Annotated in this window: 13 protein-coding genes and 6 pseudogenes; 9 read left to right on the plus strand and 10 right to left on the minus strand. The window is 71.4% G+C overall.

All coding sequences use genetic code 11. From position 1 onward, the window contains the following. Positions 1 to 269 precede the first annotated feature (269 nt). Positions 270 to 1,133: an LLM class flavin-dependent oxidoreductase gene (locus ACWC9T_RS11330; RefSeq protein ID WP_449820805.1), complete on the plus strand. Its 864-nt coding sequence runs from the start codon at positions 270 to 272 to the stop codon at positions 1,131 to 1,133. A gap of 135 nt (positions 1,134 to 1,268) precedes the next feature. After that, positions 1,269 to 1,823, plus strand: coding sequence for a hypothetical protein (locus ACWC9T_RS11335; RefSeq protein WP_449820806.1), 555 nt, complete (start codon positions 1,269 to 1,271; stop codon positions 1,821 to 1,823). Positions 1,824 to 1,891: 68 nt separating this feature from the next. On the opposite strand, the pseudogene ACWC9T_RS11340 reads toward ACWC9T_RS11335, so the two are convergent. After that, a pseudogene (locus tag ACWC9T_RS11340) lies at positions 1,892 to 1,990 on the minus strand (IS5/IS1182 family transposase); the annotation flags it as partial. Between the two features lie 95 nt (positions 1,991 to 2,085). Between ACWC9T_RS11340 and ACWC9T_RS11345 the strand changes: the two are divergent. Then, positions 2,086 to 3,375, plus strand: a pseudogene (locus tag ACWC9T_RS11345) (DEAD/DEAH box helicase); the annotation flags it as partial. A gap of 30 nt (positions 3,376 to 3,405) precedes the next feature. Continuing rightward, positions 3,406 to 3,744: pseudogene (locus ACWC9T_RS11350) on the plus strand (N-acetyltransferase family protein); the annotation flags it as partial. 80 nt (positions 3,745 to 3,824) lie between these two features. Here ACWC9T_RS11350 and ACWC9T_RS11355 read toward each other — a convergent pair. From ACWC9T_RS11355 to ACWC9T_RS11375, 5 genes are read right to left on the minus strand one after another with little or no spacing between them, the layout of a single operon-like run. Then, complete coding sequence (locus tag ACWC9T_RS11355) at positions 3,825 to 6,380, minus strand: acyl-CoA reductase (RefSeq protein ID WP_449820807.1); 2,556 nt, start codon at positions 6,378 to 6,380, stop codon at positions 3,825 to 3,827. Next, the gene (locus ACWC9T_RS11360) at positions 6,377 to 7,543 is read right to left on the minus strand and encodes a LuxE/PaaK family acyltransferase (RefSeq protein ID WP_449820818.1); all 1,167 of its coding nucleotides are present in this window, start codon (positions 7,541 to 7,543) and stop codon (positions 6,377 to 6,379) included. Before ACWC9T_RS11360 ends, ACWC9T_RS11355 begins: the two co-directional genes overlap by 4 nt. A gap of 26 nt (positions 7,544 to 7,569) precedes the next feature. Continuing rightward, the gene (locus ACWC9T_RS11365) at positions 7,570 to 8,715 is read right to left on the minus strand and encodes a GNAT family N-acetyltransferase (RefSeq protein ID WP_449820808.1); all 1,146 of its coding nucleotides are present in this window, start codon (positions 8,713 to 8,715) and stop codon (positions 7,570 to 7,572) included. After that, positions 8,712 to 10,076, minus strand: coding sequence for an MFS transporter (locus ACWC9T_RS11370; RefSeq protein WP_449820809.1), 1,365 nt, complete (start codon positions 10,074 to 10,076; stop codon positions 8,712 to 8,714). Before ACWC9T_RS11370 ends, ACWC9T_RS11365 begins: the two co-directional genes overlap by 4 nt. Continuing rightward, entirely contained in the window at positions 10,073 to 11,335 is a 1,263-nt protein-coding gene (locus ACWC9T_RS11375; RefSeq protein WP_449820810.1) for a phenylacetate--CoA ligase family protein, read from the minus strand. The genes ACWC9T_RS11370 and ACWC9T_RS11375 overlap by 4 nt, the downstream gene beginning before the upstream one ends. Positions 11,336 to 12,064: 729 nt before the next feature. Here ACWC9T_RS11375 and ACWC9T_RS11380 point away from each other — a divergent pair. Next, positions 12,065 to 12,959 (plus strand): annotated as a pseudogene (locus ACWC9T_RS11380) (transposase); the annotation flags it as partial. A gap of 75 nt (positions 12,960 to 13,034) precedes the next feature. Here the strand turns inward: ACWC9T_RS11380 and ACWC9T_RS11385 are convergent. After that, entirely contained in the window at positions 13,035 to 13,484 is a 450-nt protein-coding gene (locus ACWC9T_RS11385; protein WP_449820811.1) for a YbhB/YbcL family Raf kinase inhibitor-like protein, read from the minus strand. 163 nt (positions 13,485 to 13,647) lie between these two features. Between ACWC9T_RS11385 and ACWC9T_RS11390 the strand changes: the two genes are divergently transcribed. The 3 genes from ACWC9T_RS11390 (at position 13,648) to ACWC9T_RS11400 (ending at position 15,364) form a co-directional block, all read left to right on the plus strand. Further along, positions 13,648 to 13,893 (plus strand): helix-turn-helix domain-containing protein, encoded by a 246-nt coding sequence (locus ACWC9T_RS11390; RefSeq protein WP_449820812.1) that lies wholly within the window; start codon positions 13,648 to 13,650, stop codon positions 13,891 to 13,893. After that, a complete protein-coding gene (locus tag ACWC9T_RS11395) occupies positions 13,794 to 14,267 on the plus strand; it encodes a hypothetical protein (protein WP_449820819.1) in 474 nt (157 codons plus the stop codon). The genes ACWC9T_RS11390 and ACWC9T_RS11395 overlap by 100 nt, the downstream gene beginning before the upstream one ends. Positions 14,268 to 14,413: 146 nt before the next feature. Then, positions 14,414 to 15,364 (plus strand): oxygenase MpaB family protein, encoded by a 951-nt coding sequence (locus ACWC9T_RS11400; RefSeq protein WP_449820813.1) that lies wholly within the window; start codon positions 14,414 to 14,416, stop codon positions 15,362 to 15,364. Between the two features lie 238 nt (positions 15,365 to 15,602). Here ACWC9T_RS11400 and ACWC9T_RS11405 read toward each other — a convergent pair whose 3' ends face one another. After that, the gene (locus ACWC9T_RS11405) at positions 15,603 to 15,992 is read right to left on the minus strand and encodes a hypothetical protein (protein ID WP_449820814.1); all 390 of its coding nucleotides are present in this window, start codon (positions 15,990 to 15,992) and stop codon (positions 15,603 to 15,605) included. 70 nt (positions 15,993 to 16,062) lie between these two features. Here ACWC9T_RS11405 and ACWC9T_RS11410 point away from each other — a divergent pair. Continuing rightward, positions 16,063 to 16,608 (plus strand): annotated as a pseudogene (locus ACWC9T_RS11410) (transposase); the annotation flags it as partial. 61 nt (positions 16,609 to 16,669) lie between these two features. On the opposite strand, the pseudogene ACWC9T_RS11415 reads toward ACWC9T_RS11410, so the two are convergent. Together ACWC9T_RS11415 and ACWC9T_RS11420 are read right to left on the minus strand one after the other, a co-directional pair. Beyond that, positions 16,670 to 17,002: pseudogene (locus ACWC9T_RS11415) on the minus strand (SpoIIE family protein phosphatase); the annotation flags it as partial. After that, entirely contained in the window at positions 16,906 to 17,520 is a 615-nt protein-coding gene (locus ACWC9T_RS11420) for a hypothetical protein (RefSeq protein ID WP_449820820.1), read from the minus strand. The gene ACWC9T_RS11420 and the pseudogene ACWC9T_RS11415, both read right to left, overlap by 97 nt. Between the last annotated feature and the right edge of the window lie 358 nt (positions 17,521 to 17,878).

Below are 17,878 nucleotides of genomic sequence, written 5' to 3' on the forward strand. Positions count from 1 at the left end.
CCACACCGACGCCACGGGCCCGATCACAAGATCTTCGCCAGAGCCCGTAATTCTCCAGGGCTGTGGTCACGTAATTCCCCAGGTGGTGGCCGTAGCTGCAGCCGGGCCCTGCTCGTGATGCGGAGCCCGACGGTTGGGTCTGTCAGTCCAGCTGCGGTTCGGGTATCCCGATGGAGCGGCGTAGTCCTGTGCCTGTCGGCAGTCTGTCGGGAAGTTGCCTGGCTCCGAATCCGATTGCCACTTCACGGCTGGCCGCGCATTCTGCTGGGATGCGCTTCTCCATCAACATCCCCAACTTCGGCGACTTCGCCGCCCCCCGTAACGTCGCGACCGTTGCGGCTGCCGCCGAACAGGCCGGCTGGGACGGGCTCTTCGTCTGGGACCACGTACTGCACCGCCAGCACCAGGGGCGTCCCTTCGGGGACCCCTGGATGCTGCTGACCGCGGCCGCGCTGGCGACCTCCCGGATCCGGCTGGGCACCCTACTGACGCCGGTCCCTCGTTACCGTCCGCAGCAACTCGCCCGCCAGGTGGCCACTCTGGACCATCTCAGCGGCGGCCGTGTGATCTTCGCCGCGGGCCTGGGCGGTCCGATCGAGGACGAATACCGCAGCTTCGGCGACGCCGCCGAGCCGCGCCTGCTCGCCGAGCGGCTGGACGAGGGACTGGAACTGCTGGGGCGCTTCTGGTCCGGCGAGCCGGTGGACCACCACGGCCGGCACTACGAGGTCCGGGACGTGACGCTGGTGCCCGCCACTGTGCAGCGGCCGGGTCCGCCGGTGTGGATCGGCGGGTTCTGGCCGCGTCGTGCACCCATGCGGCGGGCAGCGCGGTGGGACGGCGCGGTGCCGCTGTTCGAGACGGCCCGGCATGGCCATGTGCCGGATGCGGCGGAGGTGCGGGAGCTGGTCGGTTATGTGCGCAAGCAGCGTTCTGCCGGGGCCGAACGCCCCTTCGAGTTCGTACTCGGCGGTGCCACGCCCCCGGACGCGGTCAAGGCCAAGGACGTGATCGGTCCGCTGCACGACGCCGGCGCCACCTGGTGGGACGAGCGGCAGATCCAGACCGACCCCGACCTGGATCGCCTGTCCCCGGTGCTCCGCCGCATTGAGGCGGGGCCGCCGGTGCTCTGAATCAGGGACACCAAGCCGCCGGCACTGGCCCGGCGCTCCCCAGCGATCGGCCGTGCGCTGGCGCAAACCCTGTTCCTCCTGGCAGGACTGGCCACCACCGCGTTCGGCTTCCGCCTGTTCGTCCACGCGAACGACGTGGAGAACGCCTACCGCACCGCCCCGGTGTGCGGCACGGCGGCGCAGACGCCCGGCACGGACTGCGTGCGGCACGAGACCGGCAAGGTGACGGAGCGGCACATCGTCAGCGGCGGCGACTCCACCGACTACTACGTGACCGTGGCGGACGAGACCGCCGCCACGCACAGGTACGAGGCCGACCGGGGCTTCTACTACGCCGCGGAGACCGGCACGGACGTGGACCTGATGGTCTTCCGCGGACGGGTGGCCGAGCTCTCCTCCAACGGGCAGCGCAGCCCGAACCCGGACACGCCCTGGCTCGCCTGCCTCGAAGTGTCCCTCCTGGCCGCCCTGGGATCGGCACTCACCCTCGTCGGCCTGACCTGGTCACGGTTGGGCACACGAGTGACCTCGCTCGCCTTCGGCGCAAACGTCTTGATCACCCCCATGGCGCTCCTCGGCTGCCTCATTCTCGTGTCGTCGCAGGCGCCACTCGCCGTCACACTGGGCATCCCCGTCTTCGGCTGGCTGTTCATGACCGCCTGCTTCACGGTGGCCACTTGGGATCGATGACGCCTCGGGAGCACCTGCGCCTCCGCCGACCGGGGAGCACGTCGGCGGAGGGCGGTTTACTGATCATTTCAGAATGACTTTCGAAGGCGCCGGAGGCAGATGATGCTGCAGGCGAGGTCGAGCAGTCCCTGGTGGAGGTCGGCGCGTCGCTCGTAGCGGGTGCGGAGGCACCTGGTCATCGCGCTTCACCGGCTGGTCGTCGCCGGGCCCGAGGCTGCCCGCGCAATGAGATCGCGCAGCGTGTCGTCGGTGAGGTCGCTGCCAGGCCTTCGGAGCCCGCTTCGCACTCAGGCAGAAGCGGGTGATCATCGGCGACGAGATGGGCCTGGGGAAGACCGTTCAGGCGATCGCGGCGATGGCGCACCTCCGGGCGCAGGGGAGCACACACTTCCTCGTTGTCTGTCCGGCGAGCGTCCTCATCAACTGGACCCGGGAGATCGAGTCCCGGAGCACCCTGCGCGCCTACCGGTTTCACGGCCAGGACCGGGAACTGTCACGTGCCGAGTGGCTCCGTGACGGTGGTGTCGCGGTGGTGACATTCGACGGCCTCCGCCAGCTGGAGGCCCCTCCGGAGCGGGCCGTGGGAATGGTCGTGGTCGACGACGCCCACTACGTCAAGAACCACAAGGCGCAGCGCTCCCAGGCGGTAGCCGCGTGGACCGACCGTGTCGAGAGGGTGCTCTTCCTCACCGGCACTCCGATGGAGAACCGGGTCGAGGAGTTCCGCAACCTTGTGCACTACCTCCAGCCCGAACTGCTGTCTCAGATCCACAACGGCTCGGCCGCCGCCGGTCCGAAGGCGTTCCGGAAGGCGGTGGCTCCGGCCTACCTCCGCCGTAACCAGCAGGATGTCCTCACCGAGCTTCCTGATGTCGTTCACGTCGACGAGTGGGAGGAGTTCACGCCGGCCGACTTCGCGGCATATCGGGACGCCGTCGCCGCCGGAAACTTCATGGCCATGCGCCTTGCCGCGTACGCGAACCCTGAGCGGTCGGCGAAGCTGCAGCGACTGTGGGAGATCATCGAGGAGGCTGCCGACAACGGGCGGAAGGTCGTCGTGTTCTCGTTCTTCCGCGACGTGTTGGCGGTCGTCCGGGAATCACTTGGCCAGAGGACGTTCGGTCCGATCGACGGCAGTCTCCCGGCGGTTCGGCGCCAGGACGTGGTGGACCAGTTCGCCGCGGTACCGGGCCACGCGGTGCTGCTGAGCCAGATCCAGGCCGGAGGTGTGGGGCTGAACATCCAGGCGGCCTCAGTCGTCATCCTGTGCGAGCCGCAGGTGAAGCCCACGATGGAGAGTCAGGCCGTGGGCCGGGCCCAACGCATGGGCCAGGTCCGGCGCGTCCAGGTGCACCGGCTGCTCGTCGCCGACAGCGTCGACCAGCGGATGCTGGAGATCCTGCGGGCGAAGGACCGGCTCTTCGACGAGTACGCGCGTCGGAGCGAGGTGGCGGAGTCGACGCCGGAGGCCGTGGATGTTTCGGAACAATCATTGGCGGTGCGGATCGTGGAGGAGGAGCAGCTTCGCTTGGCCGCCCTGCCGCGTGACTGAGTTTGGGGTGCCACTTCGTGGCGCCACATACTGGACGGGCGGCCAGCCGGGTTCGGCTACTGGCTGCGCCACCAGCGCCCGACCCACCGCCCGACCCACCGCCCGCACACGGACCTGGAGAAGCTCGTGGTGTCCGCCGCCGCCCAGGGCCGCGGCATCGGGCGGGCGCTCACCACGGCGCTGATCACCGACGCGAGGGCGGCGGGCATCGAGGTGCTCACCCTGGACGCCCGCGGCGACAACGCCGATGCACTGCACCTCTACTTCGCCCTCGGCTTCACCGAGTACGGGCGGCTGCCGGACTACGTCGCCGTCGGGGAGCGCCGGTACGACAAGGTGTTCGCCATGCTGGACCTGCGCCGGGCCTGACCCGGTCCCCGGTCCGGCGCAGGCCTCACCGGGTGTCGTGCTCGGCCGGGGTGTGGTGCCCCGGCCGAGCACGGGCGGCGTCACATCGTGATCCGCCGTCGGTCGATCACCGTCCGGAGCTTGCCGCTGGTGGGCGTCCGTTCGAAGGCCGCGGAGCCGACGGTCTCGACCGTGACGTCGAGCAGGCCCTCGGCGACGGCCGAGCCCAGTTCCGGGATGGCGGTCAGGAACGCGGCGCGGGCGGCCGTTCCGTTCCGGGCGTACCGCTCGTCGAGCCGGACGGCGGCGCGCTCACGGTCCTCACCGGCGTCCAGGATCAGCTGCAGCTCTCCCTGGTAGCCGAGCTCCTCCTGTGCCACCGCGACGAAGCGCCGGACGTTGAAGAAGTACGTGCCGACCCGGACGACGTCCCCGTACCGGCCGAGGAGTTCGATGCGAGGGGTGTGGCTGCCGCAGGGGCAGACGCCCTCGACCGTGCGGCCGAGGTCGCCGATCTGGTACCGCTCCAGGCGCTGCCCGGCCCGGGTGCGGCTGGTGAAGACCAGGCGGCCCGGCTGCCCGGCGGACACCGGGTGGTCGGCCTCCGGGGCGAGGATCTCCAGGGTGTGCAGGTCGGTCAGGACGTGGTGGACCGAGCCCTCGGAGTGCGTGCACTGGTAGCCGAGCGGCCCCAGGTCGGTGCTGCCGTACGCCGCCGAGCGGATCAGTTCGACGCCGAACTCCTCGGTGAGCAACCGGCGTTGTTCCGCCGTGAAGTGCTCGCCGCCGTAGAACACCTTGCGGATCCCGCCGTACGCGCGCAGCTCGGTGCTCTGGGCGTGGAACAGCTGCCAGAGGTAGGACGGCATGCCGAACACGGTGTCCGCCCCGTGTGTCACCAGCGCCTCGGCGGTGGCGGCGTGGTCGGGGCCGGCGGCGATCGGGAGCTGGGTGGCGTTGAGGCGCTCCAGGATCGAGAAGAAGCTGATGAAGCTTCCGTACATGCCGCCGCAGTAGAACAGGTTAGCGGCGCGGTCCCGGGCCGGGTCGAACCCGGCGGAGAGCAGGCCGTCGGCGGCGGCCCGCATCTGGGTGTCGTAGTCGGCGTTGGTGAACACCGACAGGGCCGGGGCCCCGGTGCTGCCGCCGCTGCGGAAGTGGAGGTGGGCCTGCTCCGGCGCGAGGGTGCGCAGCTGCTCCTGCACCCCGGCCTTGTCCAGCAGCGGGCCGTTCGGCGCGGCGGGGACGAAGGCCGGGGCCGCCAGGTCGTCCAGGCAGGCGGTGGTGGCGAAGGCTCCGTCGGTCCGGACGCTGACGCGGCGGCTGTAGCGCTGGAGCGCGTACACGCCGTCGTGGGGCTCGCCGTGGTAGCCGTCGAGCATCCCGCCGACCGGGGTGACCCGCAGCACGCCGGCGGCGACCACCGCCTGCGACAGCCGGGCGACATCGGCCCGGCTGCCGCCGATCGCGGCGGTCTGCAGGTACCGGCGCATCGGTCGCAGCACGGTCATGACGGAGGTGCGGGGCAGGGGCTTGACCCAGACGCTGCGGTGGAGCGGCGAGGCGGCCAGGGCGGGGCGGGTGTCGGCGAGGACGCGCCAGGACCCGTCCTCGGCTGCCAGGACCCTGGTGAAGCCGAGGTGTTCCTCCAAGCGGGCGATCAGTTCGGTGGTGGTGATCTCGGCGTGCTCGGCCGGTTCGAGTTCGGGCCGGGGCAGCCGGGCGGAGGCGTCGGCGAGGTGGGCCGCGAAGCGCTCGGCGAAGGCGAAGACCTCGTCGTCGTCCTCGGTGTCGAGGTAGATCACCTGGGGGCTGGAGCAGGCCTGCTGTTCGAGGCGGCAGACGTCGGCGGCGAGCGCGTCCAGGGTCACCCGGTCCGACCAGGCGGCACGGGTCAGGTAGGCGAAGGAGATCCGGTGCCCCCACTCGACCAGGCGGCAGCCGGCCGGGACCAGTTCGGAGACCGAGCGGACGGCGTCCTCGCCGCCCCAGACCGCCACCGCGTCGGCGGGCTCGCACATCAGCCGCAGCCACTCGATGCGGGCGGAGGGGAAGCGTAGCGCGACGATCCGGCGGGCCAGGGCACCGGTCGGGTCGGCGGCGGCCAGCTCGGCGAGCAGGTGCTGGGCGAGCGGTGTGTCGGCGCTGCTGGTCTTCAGCACGTTGAGGTTTCCGGTGAGCAGGCCCTCGATCACGCTCAGCGGGGCCACGGCGGCGGCGTTGCCGGGGGCGATGTGGACCAGGAGCCCGACCGGCGCCCACGCCTCGAAGGTGGTCTCCCGCGCGTCGGGCCGGGTCAGCCGCTCGGGGCGCAGCCCGCCGAGTTCGCGACGGAGCTTGAGTTCCAGGGCCGGGCGGGCGATCGCACCGGTGATCTCGGCGAGCGTCGCCACGGCGTCGTCCGGGTCGACGCCGCCACCGGTGAGTTCGGCGAGGAGGCGGGTGCGGACCGGGCTGCCCGAGGTGCCGAGGGCATCGGCGAGGCGTTGGCAGGCGCTCAACACCAGTTCGGTGGGCAGGGGTTCGGCCAGGGTCCGCGCGGCGAGGTCGGGAAGCTCGGCCAGACGCCGGGCGGCCTCGTCGTCGTCGATGAACGAGCCCTGCCAGAAGTGTGGCCCGGTCCTTGCGAGTTCGGTGGTCACGGGTTCGATGGTCACGACATCCCCTTCAGGAGTTCGGCGGCGGCCGCCGCGCAGTTGCGGTTCCGGCTGACCCCGGCGCGGCCGTGGACGGTGAACCACGGGGTGGGCAGCGGGCAGGGGCACTCCTGCCCGGGGTGCAGCGAGGCGAGGTCGCCCATGACGACGCTCTGCGCCGGCACCGAGGTGATGTACGGGGAGACGAGGTGGAGGAAGCCGCGTTCGCCGTACGGCAGCGGCTCCAGGGTGCGGGTGTCGCGCACGGCCGCCCGCGACCAGACCGGGACGTGCAGGCGGTGGTGTCCGCACTCGATGTACGGCACGCAGTGTTCGACCGAGCCGAAGGTGTCGCGGATGCGGTCCGAGGGGATGCCCAGTTGCTCCGTGACCCCGGCGTAGAACTGCTCCTTGCCGATCTGCCGGTCGGTGTGCCCCTTCCAACCGCCGCCGAGCAGGACCAGGGAGCCAGCCGGCAGCCGGAGCGGCGGGAGGCCGAGTGCGCGCATGCGCTCCAGGGTGAAGTGCAGGAACGAGGGGAAGCCCAGGATCCGTACCGGCAGGCCCTCCTCGGCGTAGCGTTGCAGCGCCTCGATGCAGCCGTGGACGTCGAACTCGTGGCCGCTGCCGGTGTGCCGCAGCGCGTGCGTGGTGTGGTTCGCCGGGGCGAAGTCGCAGAGGTAGTTGTCGGTGAACGAGGTGCCGAGCTTCAGCTGCGGAGCGGGCTGGTAGCTGTACAGCAGGTAGTTGACGGGCTGGTCCGGCGTGATCCAGCCGTAGTGGTCGAAGATGCGGGCCACCATGCGCTGCGCGGAGCGGATCGTCCAGGTGTCGAAGAACATCTGCGACTTCTGGCCGGTGGTGCCGGAGGAGGTGAGGTGGAGGAACACCTCCTCCCGGGGGATGGAGAGCACCTCGTGGCGTTTGAAGAAGTTGGCGTGCACCAGGGGCGTGCGGATCCCTGCGCCGACGGTCGGCGCCGGGGTTTCCACCGGGCCGTCCAGCAGCGATCGGAGGAACGGCGAGCGCTGCGCGTGCCAGGCGTGGGACTCGGCCATCGCGGCGGCGAACAGGGCGTCGGTCTCCGGCCCGGCCGCGTACGGGGAGGCCAGGTCGCAGAGCTGCTGGACGTGCGGGAGCGCGGCCGGGTCGGGAACCCCGACCGGCGCGAGATGGGCGTTCACGGGTTGGCCAGTCACGGGTTGGGCAGTCACGGGGAGACCTCGGGAGTGGGTAGGTAGGTCGACGTCCAGGCGGTCAGGTAGGCCAGCAGGTAGGGCTGGAGCCGACTGCTGACGGCCGCGGCCCTGAAGTCGATCTGACGGCTGGTGCGGGACAGCACCACGTAGTCGTGGAACCGGTCGCCGATCCGGCGCATCGCCGGGTAGACGGCGCTCGGGATGAACCCGGCGGCCAGGAAGGCGTCGAGCCCGGCGGTGTCGGCCAGCGGCAGGAGCGTCTCGACATAGTCGGCGCCGGCGCGGGTGACGGCCGCCATCAGCGGCTCGAGCGCCCCGGTGACGGCCGCCGGCGACGGGTGCACCGCGATCAGCGAGCAGCTCGCCGCGGCCCGGTCCAGGTCGGCGTACGCCTCGAACGCGCCGTCCGGTGGGGTGAGCACGGCGTTCGGGGCGTGCAGCGGGAAGAACCGTTCTCCCGGATCGGGGAAGAGTTCGAGGAAGCGGCGGCGGACGAACCCAGGTGCGGTGATCAGCTCCATCGGCGCCGTGACCGGCGCGGTCCGCTCGACGGCCGGGGCGGGGGCGTCCGTCGGGCGAGGGCGGCCGTAGTCGACGCCGGTGCTCTGCCGGGCCGCGTCCAGCAGCGGAACCAGGGCCCGGGGTACCACGCCGACGTTCTCCCGCCGGGCCAGGACGCCGTCGGCGTGCCGGGCGACCAGGGCGAGGCTCTCGCACCCGGCCACCTCGACGGCGTTCGGCATCAGGCCGAGGGCCTGGAAGCCGTTGCGGGCGAAGACCTGTTGGGGACCGGGGGTGACCACGCGGACGGTCGCGTAGACCGAGTCCAGCGTGCCGGTGGCGAAGGCGTCCGCGCAGACGGAGGCGGTCAGCCGGCCGGCGAGGCCCCCGCCGCGCTGTTCCGGGTGGACCGCCAGGCCCACCAGCTTGCCGATCCGGCTGCCGGGGTCGGTCTGCACCGCCACTGACCCGGCCAGGCGGCCGGCGCCCTCGTGGTGTGCGGTCAGCCAGTGCGTGTGCGGGTCGTCGATCAGGCGGCGCATCTCCGCGGGGTCACTGCCGAGCGCGACCGGGTAGCCGTGGCCGTAGACGTCGAAGTAGAGCTGCCGCAGCTGCGCGACGTCCTGTGGTACCGCCGGGGCGATCGTCACGGTCATCGAACGTCCCCGTTCGGCTGCGTGGCCGTGGCCGTGCCCGCCTCCGTGGCGGTCGCGGGCTCGGGGGCGGACCCGGGGGTGGCCGGTTCGCGTCGGCCGGTCCACCACAGCGCGGCGGCGACCGGCAGCACGCCGAGGGCCTGGACCAGGCACAGCGTCCGCGCCGAGAGGTGGTCGCCGAGCAGGCCGAACGCCAGCGACGACACCGGGAAGGTCGCCCCGAGCAACGCCTGCATGACCGCGAAGAAACCGGGCCGGTCCTCGGCCGGTACCAGCCGTTGGAACAGCGCCACGAACCGCACGCCGATCACGCCGACGCACCAGCCGGCGACCGCCATCGACCCGACGGCCGGCGCCTGCCCGGCGGCCAGGCCGGGCAGACCGAGCGCGGCGGCCATCAGGCCCAGGCATCCGGCGCCGACCGTGGTCGGCGTGCCCGGGAGCCGGCTGCCCGTGAAGGAGCCCACCAGAGTGCCGGCGCCGAGGGCCGCCTCCAGGGCCGCGACGGTCGAGCCGTCGGCGTGCAGCACGGTCCGGGTGTACAGCGGCATCACCACGAACACCGCCGTGGTGAACACGTTCGCCGCGGTGAAGCAGAGGAGCACCCGGCGGATGAACGGCAGTTCGGCCAGGATGCGGCGCAGCGGCCGTCGGGCGGCGGGCGGCGGGCCGTCCGCGCCCGGAGCGCCCGGTGCCCCCGGGGCGGCGGGGAAGCGGGTCGCGCCGATCAGGGCGGCCGCCAGCAGGTAGGCCCCGGCGCACCCGGCGACGATGCCGGCCAGGCCCGCGCCGTCGACCACCAGCGGGCCCAACAGCCCGCCGGCGAGGCCGGCCAGCGACTGGGTGGCGAGTTCGAAGCCGGTCGCGGCCTCGATGTCGGCGTCCCGGACCAGCTCGGGGACGGACGTGGTCAGGCAGGGGTCGAAGACCGCCTGGCAGCCCGCCAGCAGCAGTGCGGCACCGTACGTGACCGCCATCGGCGGTGTCGCGGTGTACGTCCAGCCCGCCGTGCCGAGCGCGACCAGGCCGGCGACGGCCGCCGAGGCGGCCAGCACCGTGCGGTGCGGGTGGCGGGCGATGAGCGCGGCCACCAGCGGCGCCAGCCCCACTGCGGGCAGGGTGCTGACGGCGAGGAAGGCGCCCGAGGCGAGGCCGCGGTCCGGCCCTGCGGCGTAGCCGACCAGCCACCACACCGCGCCGACCTGGAACATCCGTCCGGCGGCCTGGGTGAGGACCTGCGCGCCCCAGACGGCGGCGAAGCGCCGGTTGCGCAGGACGAGCGGCAGGCGGTGGGCGGCCGTCTCGGTCGCTTCGACCGCCCTGGTCGCCTCGGCTGCCCCGGCCGCCTCGACCGCCGTCACGAGTGCGGCCGTTCGTCGAGGACGCGGATCAGCTTTCCGGTCCGCGCGTTGACGGCGAGCTCGTGCGGACGCACCCATGCGACGGAGAGCGGATGGACATGGGTGGCAGCGACCGCCGCCGGGTACAGCGGCCGCGCCGTGTGGACCGCGGTCGTGACGGCGGCGGCCAGTTCGGGGAGCCCGTCGGGGTTCCCGTCGCAGGCCAGCCGCAGGACCAGCCCGTCCCGGCCCTCCCAGCGGCGTACCACCAGTTGCACGCCGATCACCCGGCCGGCCGGGTCGGCGGCCCGGACGAGGTCGAGTACGTCCTGGGTGTACAGCGACACCGGCCCCACCCGCACGCCCTCCTGGGCCCGGCCGAGGATGCGGAACTGCCCGGTGGCGACGTCGGTCCATTCCGCGCGGTCCCCGACGGGATAGCGCAGCACGGGCATCAGCCGTCGTCGCAGGTCGGTCACCACGACCCGGCCCGGTACACCCTCCGTGCCGATCGGCTCGCCGGTGTGGTCGTCGAGGATCTCCACCACGGTCTCCGGGGTGAACGCCCGGTGCACCCGGGTGTCCGGCCCCGATACCGGGCGGCCGAGCAGCCCGGCATCGACTGCGGCGTAACCGATCGACGAGACAAGGGCGTTGGGGAACACCTTGCGCAGCAGCGGCTGTTGGTCCTGGTAGAGGCCCTCGCCGCCGAACAGCAGCAGTTCCACGGAGGGGAGTTCACGACCGGAGGCCAGGAGGTGGTCGGCCAGTGCGCACAGTGTCGTCGGGGTGCCGGCCACCACCTCGACCTCGAACTGTTCCAGGGTCTGCGCGGTCGACTCCAGGGGCGCCGCCCCGCCGATCGGCAGCCGGACGTTGGAGACGGGCGAGCGGTGCAGCGAGTCGAGGATGAAGGTGTAACTGGCGTACAGGTCGCCCGCGTAGAAGAGGTCGGCGACCCGGTGCCCCGGACGCAGCCCGGCGTCGACCAGTCCGGCACCGAACGAGGTGGTGAACTCCCGCCACTCCTCCCTGCTGTAGAACGAGAACTTCGGCGAGCCGGTGGTGCCACCGCTCTTGAAGACGACCGCCTCCTCCAGCGGCCCGGTCAGCAGCCGGTTGCCGCGAGGCGTGTTGGCCTGCCAGAACTCGGTCTGCGGGACGACCGGGAGATCGGTCAACCGCGCGACAGAGGCCGGCAGGCCGGCGTACAGGTCGGCGTAGAAAGGCGAGTTGTGGCGGGCGAAGCGTACGAGTTCCGCTATTGGTTGAACGGGCATCAATTCCTGCTTTTGGGCGTGCGAGGGCGGAGCGAGGTCGTGTGGTACACGACTTCGCCCTACGGGTCGGAGACGATCGTGGAGCCGCCGGCGGTCGGCGGAATTCGATTCCGCTGCGACTCGGCAGGTCACGGGACGGGGAACGGACCGGGCGTGCGCACCGAGGTTCAGCGGTGCGCGGATGGTTCGTCAGCTGATGCGACATCGGGGTTTGTGGGGTCACCCGCTCGCAGAAAACAAGGCTATCACCCGCGTATGCCTTTGGATTCCCGGCTGAGTTGTCGTCAGATGGTGCGGATACGACCCGAGGCCTCGTTGCCGGTGCGTCTGCGGCGCGAGGTGTGCGGAGGGTGAGGTGGATCTCGCGAGGGTCGGATCGGCGGGGGTTCCGCGCTCTGGTCGATCGGTTTCCGCAATTTCTTTAGTTGAATTCACGACATTTCATGTGGGGGCTGCCTGATTGCGGTTCGGATGTCGGAATTGCCACCCACCGTTCGGGGGGTACGGCCTCCGCCTTTCGGCGGGATTCGCCGGATCCCTCACGGCGGCGGCGTTGACCGGTTGCTACTCGCGGGCGTTCTACTGCGAGCACGGACAGCGCCGCACGAACGACGTCGCGGCGGAGCCTTGCGCGGCACGGCACGGCACGGCACACCGCCCCGACCGGGCAGGCCTGAACCGGCGCAGTCACCCACCAACTAGCCTGCGCGTTTCATCCGGGGTCGCGTCCTCGCGGTCATGCTCGCCGACGGAGGCGAAGCGATCCGGGACCTGGCCGTGCTGCGCGATCAGCGCGATGTGTTCGGCCCGGTCGCCTCCACCCCGACCGCCTGGCGCGTTCTGGCGGGCATCGACACCGACAACCTGAACGCACTGCGGGCAGCCCGGGCCGCTGCCCGCGAGGTCGCCTGGCAGCAGACCGCCGAGACCAGGGACGGGATACCGCCGGCCCGCGCCGCAGGAACAGTCCGCCGCCACCTACAAACGCGGCTTCGGCTACCACCCGATGCTCTGCTTCCTGGACAACACCGGCGAGGCCCTGGCCGGCCTCCTGCGACCGGGCAACGCCGGGGCGAACACCGCCGCGGATCACATCACGGTCATCGACGCGGCCCTCGCGCGGATTCCCGACGCTCACCGCCACGGCACCCCGGTCCTCATCCGCGCCGACAGCGCCGGCAGCGCCAGAGCCTTCCTCGCCCACCTGCGCGCCCTGCGACAGCGAGGCATCCAGACCACCTTCTCCGTCGGACACGCCGTCACCGAACAGGTCCGCAACGCCATCCGGGTCCTACCCGACCAGGTCTGGCACCCCGCCCTGGAACAGGACGGCACCCTCCGTGCCAGCGCCGAGGTCGCTGAACTGACCGGCCTGGTCGACCTCACCGGATACCCGGACGGCACCCGCATCATCGTCCGCCGCGAGCGTCCCCACCCAGGCGCCCAGCTGTCCCTGTTCGACCAGGACGAAGGCATGCGCCACCAGGTTTTCCTCACCGACACGCCCGTCGGCGGCGGCTCGATCCAATACCTGGAGGTCCGCCACCGCTCTCACGCCCGAGTCGAGGACCACATCCGCTGCGGCACGACCACCGGCTTCGGCCGCTTCCCCTCCCGCCACTTCGGGCGGCCCTCGGCGTGCGACGCTGCGTCACTTGCGGCGCGGCGGGGTTTTGGGCCGAGATTTTTTCCGGTGCGGTCAGCGTTGATAGGTGCCGGTGAGTTTGCCGGCGGCCAGCTCTCTGCCCTTCAAGGCTCGGTGTACGGTCTCGGAGTTCGGGCGGCCGTGGAGGGGCAGCGGTTCGGAGACGGCGGACAGGCGGAAGACATAGCGGTGCGGCCGGCCGGGGGGTGGCATGGGGCCGCCCCAGCCGGACCTTCCGAAGCCATTGGGCCACTGCCGCCCGTCCTGGGGCTCGGCCCCCTCCAACACACCGGAGCTGGTCGGGGTGATTCCGGTGACCAGCCAGTGCAGGAAGGTGCCGCCGGGCGCGTCGGGGTCCTCGCAGAGCAGCACCAGCTCCTCCACACCGTCTGGTACTCCCGACCAGGCCAGCGGGGGCGAGACGTCCTCTCCCTCCCCACTGTGGCGACGAGGGATTGCGCCGTGGTCGTGGAAGGCCGTGCTCGTGAGTGCGATTCCGGTCATGCGCAGCGCCGTACCCGCAGTAGCCCCGGACACCACGGATCTCCCTCCCATGTCACCCGGACGGCCGACACATCGGAACAGCGGACGAGGTGGTCGCAGCGCCCCCCTCGGCTGAGCGGAGCGTGACACGCTGCGGACGGCGTGGAGGCATGGGGGCACGGAGTTGCGGGAGCTGCGGGCGTTCGTGGCAGCGGTGGAGGAGGGCGGGCTGTCGGCGGCGGCGCGGCGTCTGCACGTGAGCCAGCCGGCCCTGTCCCGAACGGTCGGCGGGCTTGAGCGGCAGGTGGTGGTGAAGCCGCTGGTGCGCTGGTGCGCGGCGGCACCGGGGCGCGTGCCACCGAGGCGGGGACGGCCCTGCAGGGGGAGGCGCGCGCGGTGCTCGCCCGGCATGGCCAGGCCCTGCGGGTGATGGCCCGGTTCGGAGGCCCGGGGAGCGGGGCGCTGCGGGTCCGCAGCCGCCTGCACGTCGATCGCGGCAATCCGGCCGCCGCCCTTGCCCGTCTGCTGGAGTGCGGTGCGCAGGAGAGGCGGGCCCAGGTCTCGAACCTGTCCATGGCGCCCTGGCGGTCGCGGGCGGCGCTGCTGCACCTGGCGCTCGGACAACGGACGGATGCGCTCCAGCTGGCCACTGCGGAGCTGGAGTTGGCCCACCGGTGGGGCTCCGAGCGAGTGATCGGCGTGGCGTCGCGCTGCCTGGGCGCACGCCTGGTGCCGCGACCGCATCGCCGCCCACCGCGCGTGGGTGTCACACAGGCGTGGTGGAGTGGGCGGCAGCGAGGGTGAGGACGCTGCCAGTGACCGTGGCTCCCGGCTGCCGGTCATCCCGCCACGGCCCGGAACAGCTCCAGCGCTTGGACGAACGGTCGTCGCTCCTGCACCGACAGGGGATCCCGTCGGTACTGTGGTGGCCTGGAGCGAGGGGGTCGGGCGTGGTCGGGTCGGGAACCGGTGGAACCGGGCGGCGAACGCCGCTCGCCAGGCTGCGGCTGCGCCTGCTGGCCGAGATCAATGCCACCGTGCACGGGCAGGACCTGTACCTGGAGCGCTACGACCGTCCGGCCGGGGACCCAGGCCTGTACGGCCCGGCCAGCGTGGTGTGGCGGGTGCACGGACACCCGGCCGGGATGCTGGCGGGTGGCTTCGCGGCCCTGCTGCTGCAGTCCCTGCACCCGGTGGCGATGGCCGCCGTCGACGCGCACTCCGACTTCCGGATCGATCCGACCGGCCGGCTCAACCGGACGGCCCGCTTCGTCACCACGACCACGCTCGGATCGACGGCGGCGGCCGAGGAGGCGATAGCGGGCGTGCGGAAGATCCACCCGTGGATCCGCGGCACCACGCCGGACGGCCGTCCTTACCGTGCCGACGATCCCGAGCTGCTCACCTGGGTGCACACCGCCGAGGTGCACTGCTTTCTGACCGGCTACCAGGCCTTCTCCGCCACCCCGCTGAGCGCCGCCGAGTGCGATCGCTATTACGCCGAGGCCGCCCGCGTCGCCGAACGGCTGGGCGCCACCTCGATACCCGCGTCGCGCGCCGAGGTGGCGGGCTACCTGGCCCGGATCCGGCCCGAGTTGCGGGTCACGCCGCCCGCCCTGGAGGTGCTCCGACTCCTGCGCGGCTTCGGTCGCAGCCGTCGCGAACGTGCTGCCGTCCGGATGCTGACGAACGCGGCGACCGACCTGCTTCCGGACTGGGCCAGGGCTGAACTCTCCGTGTGCCGGCCCTGGTTGGTCCGCGCGCTCTGGGACCGCCCGGTGGCTCGGACCGGTGGCCGGATCATGGTCTGGGCCTGCGGTCCCTCCCAGATCCGCGCCGCCGCGTATGCGCGGGCCACCGCGCCGACCACTGTCGACGCCCGGCCGCAGGAGAACAGCTGACGGCGCAGGCCCGCGGCCGGGGCCGGGGACCCGACGATGACGATTCGCTCCACTTCTCGTCCTTCTGCTTCTCCCGTTCGTCCACCCGGGTCGCCTGGGCCGGACAGAGGGCGGCGGCCTGCCGGACGTCGTCGGCCAGGCGTTCGGGCGGGCGTCCGGGTGAGCCTGCGCGCACGCCGGGATCCGTCCTAGATGATCAATTCCAAGGGGTGCCTGCGGAGGGTGTGGGGGTGGGCGGTCAGGCGTCGGGGTCGACTTCGGGGTGCGTGAACCGCACGGGCTTGCCCAGCGACCGGGCGTAGGCGATTTCGGCTCGGGTGCTGTCTCCGATGTAGTCGCCGACTATGAGCACCTCATCAGCGAGCCGGATCTTCGCCCGGTGCAGATCGTCGAGTCGAGCCTTCAGTGCCTCGGCCTCGACGGGATCGGACCAAAGTTCGTGCAGCGACTTCATGTCACAGCCCGGTTTGACGACAATCTTTCCGGCTTTGGTCTCCCGCAGATCGACCTCGTTCATCTCGGTCATGAAGCGGGTGGAGCCGCAGATCACGACGATACGCGGGAGGCTCAACAGCTTCTTCGCGTCGGCGAGCTTCTCCTCGGGGGTGAGCAGTTGCGGGTGTGACACTGGTTCCTCCTGGTGGTGTGGTCCAAGGGGTGCCTGCGGAGACGAGAACGAGGGTGTCCAAGATCGTTTTATGACGAACGACGTGGACACCCTCGCGACAGCACTCTATGCGACGACCGACGACATGCTGAAGGAGCATCCCGACCTGGCGCCGGGGCGCCCGCCGGTCGGCATTACGCCCCGCCTGAGCGATGCCGAACTGGTCACCCTCGCCACAATGCAGGCCATACTCGGCTACACCTCCGAGGCCAAATGGCTCCGCCATGCCCGTGCCCACCTGCGCCACCTCTTCCCCTGCCTGCCCCAGCAGCCCGGCTACAACAAGCGGCTGCGCAAGGCCGCCGGTCTGATGCGAAGCGTCAACCGTCTCCTGGCCACCGCCACCTCGGTGTGGAGCGACGACGTATGGGTCGTGGACTCCACCCCGGTGGAATGCGGCCGCTCCCGCGAGACCGTCAAACGCTCCGACCTGGCAGGCTGGGCCGAATACGGCTACTGCGCCAGCCACAGCCGCTTCTTCTGGGGTCTGCGCCTGCACCTGGTCTGCACCCTTCAGGGCCTGCCCATCGCCTTCGCTCTGACCGGGGCCAAGGCCGACGAACGCGAGACCCTCCTTGTCGGATGCGTTCGGCGAGGGGGTAGAAGGCGCCGGATCGGTCGCGGGTCTCTGTGACCCCGTCGGTGTACAGCAGGAGCTGGTCTCCGGGGTGGAAGGGGTCGACGTGGTACCCGTTGCTCGCCAGCATGCCCAGGTTGAGCGGCGGCGAGGGGGCGGTGGGCTGCAGCTGGCGGACCCCGCAGGTGACGGTCCGGACGACCGTTTCGTCGTCCGGGATCTCGGCGAGGAGCACGGTGATGAAACGTTCAGCGATCTCCGAGCCCGGTACCCCCGGGTACTGGGAGGCGTGGCGGCTCATGCTCGTCTCCAGACGGCACGCGAGGTGGGGCAGGTCGGGCGCGTCGTGGGCAGCCTCGCGGAAGGCGCTGAGGAGCGCTGCGGCTGTTTGCACCGCGAGCAGGCCCTTGCCGCGTACGTCGCCGATGAGCAGCCGTACGCCGTGCGGGGTGTGTATCGCCTCGTACAGGTCGCCGCCGATCCGGGCCTCCGCCTCCGGGCCTCCGCCGCGGCGGCCAGGTAGAGGCTCTCGAGCGTGACATGGCCGAGGTGGCGTGGTACCGGATGCAGCACCGCCAGCTGGGCGGCCTCAGCCACCGAGCGGACCTGCACCAGCTGATGGGCGCGTCGGCCCAGCAGGCGGTTGAGGCAGACGGCGAATACCGCAATCGCCACGAGATTCGCCAGCTCAGAGTAGGCGGTCGCATCCCGCAGCGCATTGAAGTCCACCATGAGGCCGACGAAGACGGCGCAGGCGGCCACTCCGGTGAGCACGGTCCCCCACAGGGGTAGCAGCGCGGCGGCAGCGACCATGGCGGTGGCGAGGAAGGCATCCGGTCTGACATCACGGGGTGTGAAGAGGCCGATGAGCAGGCCGACGAACAGCAGCAGAGCAGGCAGCGCGGGCAGCAACTTGGCCCGCGCACCAGCGCTGTGCGGGACTCCGCGTTTCACAGGAGACCTCGCTACCGTGCCGCTCCTGGCGTCACACAGGTCGAGCAGCAGCCTAGGCCCGGAAGCCAGGCGACCGACTTGGACAATCTTATCGCCGTTCGCCCGGCTCACAACGCCGCAACACCACACGGCTCGGCTGCCAGCGGCGTCCAGACTCACGCGCCTGGGCCCCCAACCAGGTTGCGACACAATGGCAGGTGCGGCGCCTGGCCACCCGGCCAGGCGCCGAGATAGGAAGAGCGTGGGGTTGGGGAAGAGTGTTTTTAATAGCGTGTATATATAGGTGGTGGGCGGGTAATTAAAAAAAAATTTTTGG

Source organism: Kitasatospora sp. NPDC001159 (genome assembly GCF_053598235.1).